Annotated in this window: 8 protein-coding genes and 1 pseudogene; all 9 read left to right on the top strand. The window is 35.4% G+C overall.

Annotated elements, in window-relative coordinates; genetic code table 11:
• Positions 1-204: 204 nt before the first annotated feature.
• A pseudogene (locus A5844_RS01250) lies at positions 205-414 on the top strand (DUF2129 domain-containing protein); the annotation flags it as partial.
• An 81-nt stretch (positions 415-495) separates the two neighbouring features.
• Complete coding sequence (gene rsmD / locus A5844_RS01245) at positions 496-1,116, top strand: 16S rRNA (guanine(966)-N(2))-methyltransferase RsmD (RefSeq protein ID WP_256924518.1); 621 nt, start codon at positions 496-498, stop codon at positions 1,114-1,116.
• Entirely contained in the window at positions 1,116-1,604 is a 489-nt protein-coding gene (gene coaD, locus A5844_RS01240) for a pantetheine-phosphate adenylyltransferase (RefSeq protein WP_086283250.1), read from the top strand. The genes rsmD and coaD overlap by 1 nt, the downstream gene beginning before the upstream one ends.
• Positions 1,594-2,637, top strand: coding sequence for a SepM family pheromone-processing serine protease (locus A5844_RS01235; protein WP_086283249.1), 1,044 nt, complete (start codon positions 1,594-1,596; stop codon positions 2,635-2,637). Before coaD ends, A5844_RS01235 begins: the two co-directional genes overlap by 11 nt.
• 243 nt (positions 2,638-2,880) lie before the next feature.
• Entirely contained in the window at positions 2,881-4,209 is a 1,329-nt protein-coding gene (locus tag A5844_RS01230; protein ID WP_086283248.1) for a hypothetical protein, read from the top strand.
• A 156-nt stretch (positions 4,210-4,365) separates the two neighbouring features.
• Positions 4,366-5,010 (top strand): helix-hairpin-helix domain-containing protein, encoded by a 645-nt coding sequence (locus A5844_RS01225; RefSeq protein WP_086283247.1) that lies wholly within the window; start codon positions 4,366-4,368, stop codon positions 5,008-5,010.
• 18 nt (positions 5,011-5,028) lie between these two features.
• A complete protein-coding gene (locus A5844_RS01220; RefSeq protein ID WP_086283246.1) occupies positions 5,029-5,511 on the top strand; it encodes a ComE operon protein 2 in 483 nt (160 codons plus the stop codon).
• Positions 5,512-5,734: 223 nt separating this feature from the next.
• Entirely contained in the window at positions 5,735-7,780 is a 2,046-nt protein-coding gene (locus A5844_RS01215; protein ID WP_306297846.1) for a DNA internalization-related competence protein ComEC/Rec2, read from the top strand.
• A 36-nt stretch (positions 7,781-7,816) separates the two neighbouring features.
• A complete protein-coding gene (gene holA / locus A5844_RS01210) occupies positions 7,817-8,851 on the top strand; it encodes a DNA polymerase III subunit delta (RefSeq protein WP_086283244.1) in 1,035 nt (344 codons plus the stop codon).
• Positions 8,852-9,599: the final 748 nt, after the last annotated feature.

The following is a 9,599-nucleotide window of genomic DNA, read 5'->3' as shown; positions in this document are numbered from 1 at the left end:
TCCACTTTTATTAAGAAGACTCTTCGTCAAATGACTGTCTCTTATACACATCTAGATGTGTATAAGAAACAGTCTATATACACCATGGAAATCACTCAAAAAAGATTGAGTGATTTCTTCCACTTTTATTAAGAAGACTCTTCGTCAAATGATAAGGGTGAAGACTTTCTCTTATACACATCTAGATGTGTATAAGAGACAGATGTTGTTCTTTATTTAGACGATAAAAACTACGAGCAAGTAAAAGAGCGTATCAATAAATTACATTTTGTACGACAAGTTGAGCCATCTTATCGACCAGATATCGAAATGAATTTTGCGGAGAAAATTGGATCCAAAGATGCGTTGAAAGAAGAAAGTTTTGAGATTGAAGAACTTAATACAACTATCCGTTTAGCGGATCATGTTTTTTAGAAAATATTTGAGTCTGTGAAATTAAAAAAAATAGTTGAATAAGTAAAAAATGAACTTGAGAAGCTATGAAATTAATAGTGAATCAAGTTTTTTTTAGTTTTTTTTTGGTATACTAGTAACAGTACTTTTTCAAGGAGTGAGAATATGCGAGTTATCTCAGGAAATTACGGAGGACGCCGTTTAAAAAGTTTAACAGGATCTAATACTCGTCCAACGACAGATAAAGTAAAAGAATCGATTTTCAACATGATCGGTCCTTATTTTGATGAAGAAAGCGTGCTAGATCTTTATTCTGGAAGTGGCGGGTTAGCGATAGAAGCAGTTTCTCGAGGGTGTAGTCATGCAGTTTGTGTTGAAAAAAGTTACCAGGCGTTTAAAGTGATCAAAGAGAATATAGAAATCACTAAAGAAGTAGAAAAATTCACGCTCCTCAAACTTGATGCAGATAAGGCGATTGAACAATTAGCACTAGAGAATCAGCGATTTGACTATGTATTTTTAGATCCCCCTTATGCAAAACAAAAAATCATCTCACAAATTGAACGAATGGAGGACTTGCAGTTGTTCAATCCTTTAGCTGTAATCGTGTGTGAAACGGATAAAACAGTGGAACTGCCTGAATCGATTGGTACTTTTCAACAAACAAGAAGACAAACATATGGTATCACAGCAGTGACTATTTTTAGAAAAGAGGAAGAATAATGAAAAGAGCACTATTTCCAGGCAGTTTTGATCCGTTAACAAATGGCCATTTGGATATGATTGAACGTAGTGCAAAATTATTCGATGAAGTCATTATCGGAATTTTTGTGAATACCTCAAAAAAAAGTTTATTTTCTGCTGATGAGCGTATAGACTTGATTTCCCAAGTAGTGGCACATCTTCCAAATGTCAAAGTGATCCAACAGGGGAATCAATTGACGGCAACTACCGCAAAAGAATTAGGCGTAAACACACTCATTCGTGGTGTTCGAAATATCAAAGATTTTGAATATGAACAAGAAATCGCACAAATGAATCATCATTTAGCCGAAGTAGAAACAGTTTTTTTAATGGCAAAGCCTAAATATACTCATATCAGTTCAAGTATTCTAAAAGAAGTACTTCATTTTGGCGGGGATGTCAGTGATTACCTTCCAACAGTCATTATAGAAGCTCTAGCTAGAAAGCGTGAACAAAATGAAATTTAAACAATGGATAAAAAACTTATCAATCGTCTTATTAGGAATATTACTTGTAGGCTTTGTTGTCGTCCCATTGCCTTATTATGTCGAGGCTCCTGGTGCGACCATCAACTTAAAAGATATGATCACAGTCAATGATCAGAAAGATAAAGAATCTGGTTCATTTTCTCTGACTTCCGTTGGCGTGCGACAAGCAACGGGCTTTAGGGCAGTCCAGGCGATGCTGTCAGATTTTGAGGATTTGGTTAGTGAAGAAGAATTGACTGGTGGTGCAACGAATGAAGAATACACCCAAATGCAGCATTATTACATGGAATCTTCACAAAATGCAGCGATCGAACAGGCGTTGAAATTGGCCAATCTACCTTATACTATGGAGTTTAAAGGTGTATACGTCATGGGGATCGAAAAGAATTCAAATTTTTACGGAAAGCTCTCTGTTGGAGATACAGTAACAAAAGTTGATGGACAAAGTTTTAAAAGCGCCGAAGCATTCATGGATTACGTAAAAAGCCAAAAGGTCGGCCAAACCATCCAGATTACTTATTTACAAAATGGTCAGGAAAAAGAAGCTTCTGGCAAGTTGATCGAACTACCAACAGACAAAAAACCAGGTATTGGTATTACTTTAACTGATCATACCGAAATAAAAACTGATATGTCTATCGTCATCAACTCTGGTTCAATTGGCGGGCCTTCTGCAGGACTGATGTTCACATTAGAAATCTATGAACAGCTCTCCCATCAAAACCTTCGGCACGGGAAGAAGGTTGCCGGAACTGGAACGATCGATCGTTCAGGTGAAGTAGGCAGAATTGGGGGAATCGATAAAAAAGTTGCGAGTGCAGATGCTGCAGGAATGGATATTTTCTTTGCACCGGATGATACGATTTCTGATGAAGTGAAAAAGGAATATCCAGAAATAAAAAGCAATTATGAGGAAGCAAAAGAAGCCGCTAAAAAGTTGAATACTTCAATGAAAATTGTGCCTGTTAAAACAGTACAGGACGCTTTGGACTATTTGAGAAATTTAAAATAAGGGAATAATATTCTAAAAAACATTAAATGTTTAACTTAAAAGTAAGATGAGTCATGGTCGAAGAGACTAGTGGCTCATCTTTTTACTTTTTTCAAAAAAATAAAAAAAGTAGTTTTCTATTTTTCACAATAATATTGTTATGTTTGCTAAGATGTACTAAATGGATTGTAAAGGAAGTATTTAGTGAGAGGAGAAGTGTAAAATCTGTCTCTTATACACATCTGAGGAGAAGTGTAAAATAATATGGAAAATACAAATAGAAAATACTTAGATTTTGATATTAGTCAGGAATACAGTAAAAAAATATTCAGGCAACATTTTGGTCATATTAAAACAGTAGGTGAATTTAGGGATTGTCTCATTAGTTTCCGTGATCAGGCAGCATGGTATAAAAATGATCCAGATAAACATTGTAATTGTATTTTATGGACGAAGGCGCTGTTAAAAAAATGTTATCGTAATAAATCAAGACTCATTAGATTGCTCAGTCGATTTGGTCTTATCAGCAGAAGAGCAAGAGAGTTTGATGAAGTTTTATCAAAAATAGAGGATTATGGATTCTTTAACGAAAGATATATTAAATCTGTCTTAGAAAAAAAGCCAGATATAGAAACGAATGATCGTGAGGAATCCTCAGTTGTTAGACATCCTATGGAAGAACAAATCGTACAGAACATGCAAAGTTGGCTAAAACAACATCCCTATCAACAGCAAAAATCAGCAAACCGTTTGTATCCTTCCATTGAAATGATAAATGGTCAACCATTTTTAAGAGAAGTTGATGAGATGGTAACGGAACGACCATTCCTAAGAGAAACTAGACAACAAAATTCTGCCGAAAAAGCACTTATATATGCTGAACTGGACCTTAGTTCTAGTATGGATAATCAACAAAAACCAGTAAACCTTTCGAAGCAAGTCGTTTATCATTCCGTCGAAATGATAAATGGTCAACCATTTTTAAGAGAAACTGAACAACAAAATTATCACGAATCGGAACCTATATATGCTGATCCGCTGGACCTTAGATCTAGTACAAATAATTATGACCGATCGGAACCTATATATGATGAACCATATCTTACTCCGAATAATCAACAGAACTCAGCACACTCTTTCAATACAGTCAACCAGCATTCGAAACCTATATATGAAAATGTAAATAGTAATGACAATAATAGTAAGAAAACCGAACCTACATATGCAACGGCCATTCCGAAAGCATTGCGGCAGGGAATTAGTAGAGATGGATTAGAAAAAAATTCCGCTACATATAAAGCGGAATTGTTCAAACAGCCACAAACTAACTCATCTGTGCATGAAGTGAAAAGTGGACGTTCAAATGTAAGTACAGGGGAAAAAGAACCAACCAACATGAAAAGGAATAACTTAGTCCATCGCCTTGCACAACAGTATGAAAAAGATGTTATACAACGTCAAACACAAAACCAGACTCAACATCTTCTAGCTAATCAAATCACCAGAGCAAAGGTTTCAAGTGGAGCGAGCGTATCTGCTACTTCTGATAGAACAACAAAATCGAAAGTACACAGTGCTAAAGAGAGATCCTAGTTTATAGAGTGTAGCTATCTTGTTTTGTAGAAAAAATACGAAGGCGCTTTTTTTCGTATCTAATAGTGAAGGGGCATCGTAATTTAGGTGTTTCTTCACTATTTTGCATGAAAGGAGACAGGGAACTCTTAGCCATTGCTGACAGCCCTTTAGCACATGAAAAAAAGATATCAACAAATACTTGCTTCGCCCAGATTACTCATCTGTAGTTTTATTTGTGTCTCTGTACTGTTTTTTCTATTCGGTATTTTTTTACAACGCATCAGCCAACCAGATAAAGAAGAAGCAGATGAAGAGTATCTCACAACTACAACCCAGACAAAAGAAGAAACACCTGAGACAAGCTCGTCAGTAGCGATTATGTATGTGGATATCAAAGGAGGTGTCAATAAACCAGGTATCTATACTTTTACAGCAGAAGAAAGGGTCTATGATATTGTGGAAAAAGCCGGTGGAGTGACAGAACATGCAGATGAAAAACAAATTAATTTTGCTGCAAAAGTATCAGATCAACAAGTTCTTTACATCCCTGAAATCGGAGAAGAACTTTCTAAAGTCAACATAATAGAAGCAACAACGACACAGGAGAGTCTCGAAGAAGAGAAAATCAATATCAACACTGCATCATTGTCTGAATTGCAAGAAATACCCGGTATTGGAGAAAAGAAAGCACAAGAAATTATTCACTATCGAGAAGCCAATGGCTCATTTCAAGAAATCGAAGACTTAAAGGAAATTTCTGGATTCGGCACGAAGACAGTTGAAAAACTGAAAAACTTCGTTACAATTACAATAGACTAAAACCAACGGGAGGAAAACATGAACAATGAACGCATACCATGGGATCAATATTTTATGGCACAAGCCGTATTATTGTCCTTGAGAAGTACGTGTACAAGATTAGAAGTAGGAGCTACTCTAGTAAGAGATAAACGAATCATTGCAGGAGGATACAATGGAGCAGTCAGCGGAGATGTCCATTGTATTGATGAAGGCTGTTATGTTGTAGATGGTCATTGTCTACGTACGATCCATGCAGAGATGAATGCTTTATTACAATGCGCCAAACTAGGAGTACCTACTGAAGGTGCCGAGATTTACGTCACACATTTTCCTTGCTTGGCTTGTACGAAAGCGATACTCCAAGCTGGAATAAAAAAAATCCATTATCTACATGATTATCGTAATGACTCTTATGCACAGTCCTTGATCAAGCAGTTAGGTGCATCGGTTCATCAAGTCTCATTAGATCAAAAATATTTTGCAAAGCTTTTAGACAACTCAACAGAGGAAGTTGGCTAAATTATTTGGCGAACAAGTTCGAAATCAGTTGATATTTCCGGCGATTTCTTCGATTATTTCCTGTTTGTTTTATTATTTAGACAATGGGTATTATCGGATGATATTGACCGGTTTTTTTATATTCATCGTGTGGAGACGACCTAAGATATTGATTTATTTATGTGTGTTTTGTAGTTTCGTAGTAGGAATAACCTGTTTAAGAATGGAAAGAGAACCAATATCGTTGAATGAATCAACAGAACATGTCTTACTTAAAGCCGATACGATCAAACGTAATGGTGATTGGTTGACATGTGAAGGGCGATTGAATCAGACAAATCACCTTATACAGCTTAGTTATCAAGCGAATTCTGAAGAAGAAGTGCATCAGTGGGAAAACTTTCGAGGAAAAACGATTGAGCTTCAAGTTGAGGGAAAATATCTTGTTCCAACCCCACAACGTAACCCTTACGGATTTGATCAAAAGAATTATTTTAATATCCAACGCATCAGCGGACAATTCAAAATTTCTAAAGTCAAATCCATTTCTCAAAGAGATTATTGGTTTGAAGCCCTTAACCGATTAAGAGGAAAGGGGATTTCTTACGTAAAAAAACATTTTCCCAAAAAAGTTAGTATGTATACCAATACATTACTATTTGGGTTTCGGGATGCGGAATTTATTGAGTCAGAAGAGATTTTTAAGGAAACTGGTTTGCTACATTTGTTTAGTTTGTCGGGTATGCATATTCAATGTTATTTGGGCTGGGTTTACTTTCTTTTTCGTAGATGTGGTTGTCTGTTACGAACGAGTATCTTTCCAATGGCTGTCATTACCATGTGTTATTTAGTATTAGCTGGAGGTTCATTTTCTGTCATAAGGGCAGGAAGTTTATTTTTACTTCGACTGTTACTGAAGTTGTTTCGTATCAATTGTTCAGCATTAGATTGTTTCTCGATTAATCTGTGGCTATTACTATTAGTTGAACCACTCATTCTTTTTCAGACAGGAGGTCAGTTAAGTCTATGGATGAGTTTTCTGTTTATTATGCTACCCACTCAATCAGGAGGATTACGCGATAAAATTCACTCATTCATACTATATACTGGGGCACTAATGCCATTATCTGCTTGGTATTTTTATGAGTGGCCTATTTTAGGTGTTTTTTTGACCATGATTTGTGCACCACTATTCAGTTGTTTATTTCTTCCAGGAGTTTTGATTCTTTTTTTCTTAGGGAAAATTCTTCCACCAATAGTGTTAGACTTTGTAGAATCTTTTTTAGTTTTTTTTGAATCAGTACTCTCACTAATTGATTTTTCTACAATCATTGTTGGCCAACCGCCATTTTATTTAATATGTATTGGATTGGTTACAATCATAGCCATTCACGAAAGAAAAGAAGTACCTCATTTGAAAAGGCAGCTCATGATGATGTTCATTCCATGTGGACTAATAATACTACCTTATATTAACCTATCAACAGTGATCACGTTTATCGATGTTGGACAAGGAGATAGTATATTGCTAAAAAGTCCATACAATCAGGAGGTAGTTTTGATTGACACAGGAGGGAAAATGCCGTTTGCTGTAGAAGACTGGCAAAAACGAGTACAACGCCCATTAGCAGAAAATAGCGTCGTACCCTATCTAAAAGGTCAAGGAGTAAAAACTATTGATAAGTTGGTATTAACACATAATGATACGGATCATATAGGAGAATTGGAAACGATTGACCGTCACTTTCAAATAAAAAAAATCTATATTGGGTGGGGAGCGAAGAATGATCCTGAATTAGCTTTGCGATTGACACCTTTTGAAAAGAAAGGAACTGAGGTCGTTGAAGTGAAGCAACAGGATCGATTAAAAGGTTTTTTTAATCTGTTTGTTCTGATGCCTAGTACAAAAGGGCAAGGGAGGAATGAAGACTCCTTAGTTTTATGGTTTGAATACAAAAAGAAAAAATTTTTACTTTTAGGTGATTTAAATCAAGAAAAAGAGTTAGAGATTTTAAAAAAATATCCTCAATTAAAAGCGGATGTTGTGAAATTAGGACACCATGGTAGCCGTAGTTCCAGCCATCCTCTATTCCTTTCCTCTATCAAGCCCACAGTAGGAATCATCTCAAATGGGCTAAATAACCGATATGGCCATCCAAATGCAGAAGTGATCGATACCCTCCGCGATCAATATATCAAGATATTTCGAACAGATCAACAAGGGGCAATACATTTTCAGTGGCATCCCGTCTGGTCAAGAAATGGGAAAATCACCTCGATGATAGACTAGTAATTTTTGATTTCTCATGATAGGATAAATTGGAAAGTGGTGAGAGAGATGAGCATACAAGCAGACTTACAAAAAATACGTAAAGAAAAACTGGCGCCTTGTTATCTTGTTTTGGGAACTGAAAGTTTTCTACAAGATCAAGTACGAGCAGAAATACTAAAAAAAATTCAAGTTACAGAAAAAGATGATTTAAATTTCCTGCGATTTGATATGAATCATTCCAGTATTGAAGAAGTGATTGCGGAAGCAGAAACCTTACCATTTTTTGGAGAACAACGCGTTGTATTTGTTGAAAATCCATATTTCTTAACTGGTGAGAAAGTTACAAACGGTATGGAACAAAATATTGATCTGCTTGTTGATTACTTAAAAGAGCCCTTAGATTCAACTGTTCTCGTTTTTTTTGCACCTTATGAAAAATTAGATGAACGAAAAAAAGTGACCAAACAGCTGAAAAAAACAGCTGTTGTGATCAACGTTCAACAACTAAATGAGAAAGAAGTTCGTCAATATTTATTGAACACTTTGGAGAATACGGATATTACATTAGATCGAAGAGCCATTGATGTTTTCTTGCGCTTGACCGACTTGGACTTATCCAAAATGATGGGTGAGTTAGAAAAATTGGTTTTATATGGACAAAATCAGTCAAAAATTACTGCATCAGAAGTAGAGCAACTAGTTCCTAAAACATTGGAACATAATATTTTTGATATGACACAATATATTTTAGCTGGGAAAACCGACCAAACTTTACGGCTATTTGAAGATTTGGTGACACAAGGGGAAGAGATCATCAAGATCAATGCTATTTTACTTTCACAGTTGAGGCTATATCTACAGACAAAGTTTTTAGTGAAGATTGGATATCAACAAGCAAATATTGCTGAAACGCTTAAAATACATCCTTATCGGGTCAAGCTTGCCATGCAAGAAGCGCGAAAATATGATGAACAGAAACTTGTACGATTATTTGATCAGTTAGTGGAGATGGATTATCAAATCAAAACTGGACAAATCGAGAAAGCATTGAGTTTCCAATTATTCGTCTTAAAATCTGGAACAATGTAACGATAAATTTGACAATTTGAGTGTTTCTAAGTTTATTTAGCAGCTCGTGAACAGGTAAATAAAATACGTCATCAAACTTTTGGGAACAATTAATCTTTTTCAGCGTTCAACGAATCTTCCCATGGGAATTCATTGAGTGGAACACAAATAAACTTCCTATCTATTCGTGTCTATTCTCTAGCTCTATGGATTACTTTTGGCAATCATGGCCAATATCTGAAAGATTAAATCTTTTATGAAACTTTCTGGAAGAGGGCCCCAATTGCTTCAGCCATAATCGTAAGCAAATGAGCTAAAGTTTTTTCTTCTCTGGGTAGTTGTTTGAAGCAATCGTTTCATCGTAGTTTTTCCTAGAACCGATCAAGGATCTCCATAATAAAAATATCTTGATCACGGATAAAATCTAAAGTTACTTAGAAAAAAGATCATGGGCACTCCGTAATTGTTGGTCTAGGTTATTTTTTATAAATTTTCTGGACCAACTTTTTTTGAGTTCTTCAGTTTGTCATTTTTTATTTTGATTGCTCGATGAGATACGTATATATGCAACTTCTAACGACATAAATTTTTCTAATTCTATGATACAATTCATAAATCTATATACACCATGGAAATCACTCAAAAAAGATTGAGTGATTTCTTCCACTTTTATTAAGAAGACTCTTCGTCAAATGATAAGGGTGAAGAAAGAACTTAGAGTAATCACATCATTATGATATTTTTTTTAGAAGTTTTTAATAACAAGGTC

The organism is Candidatus Enterococcus wittei (assembly GCF_002140175.1).
GTDB classification, from domain to species: domain Bacteria; phylum Bacillota; class Bacilli; order Lactobacillales; family Enterococcaceae; genus Enterococcus_B; species Enterococcus_B wittei.
This window is presented reverse-complemented; position numbering and strand designations above follow the sequence as displayed.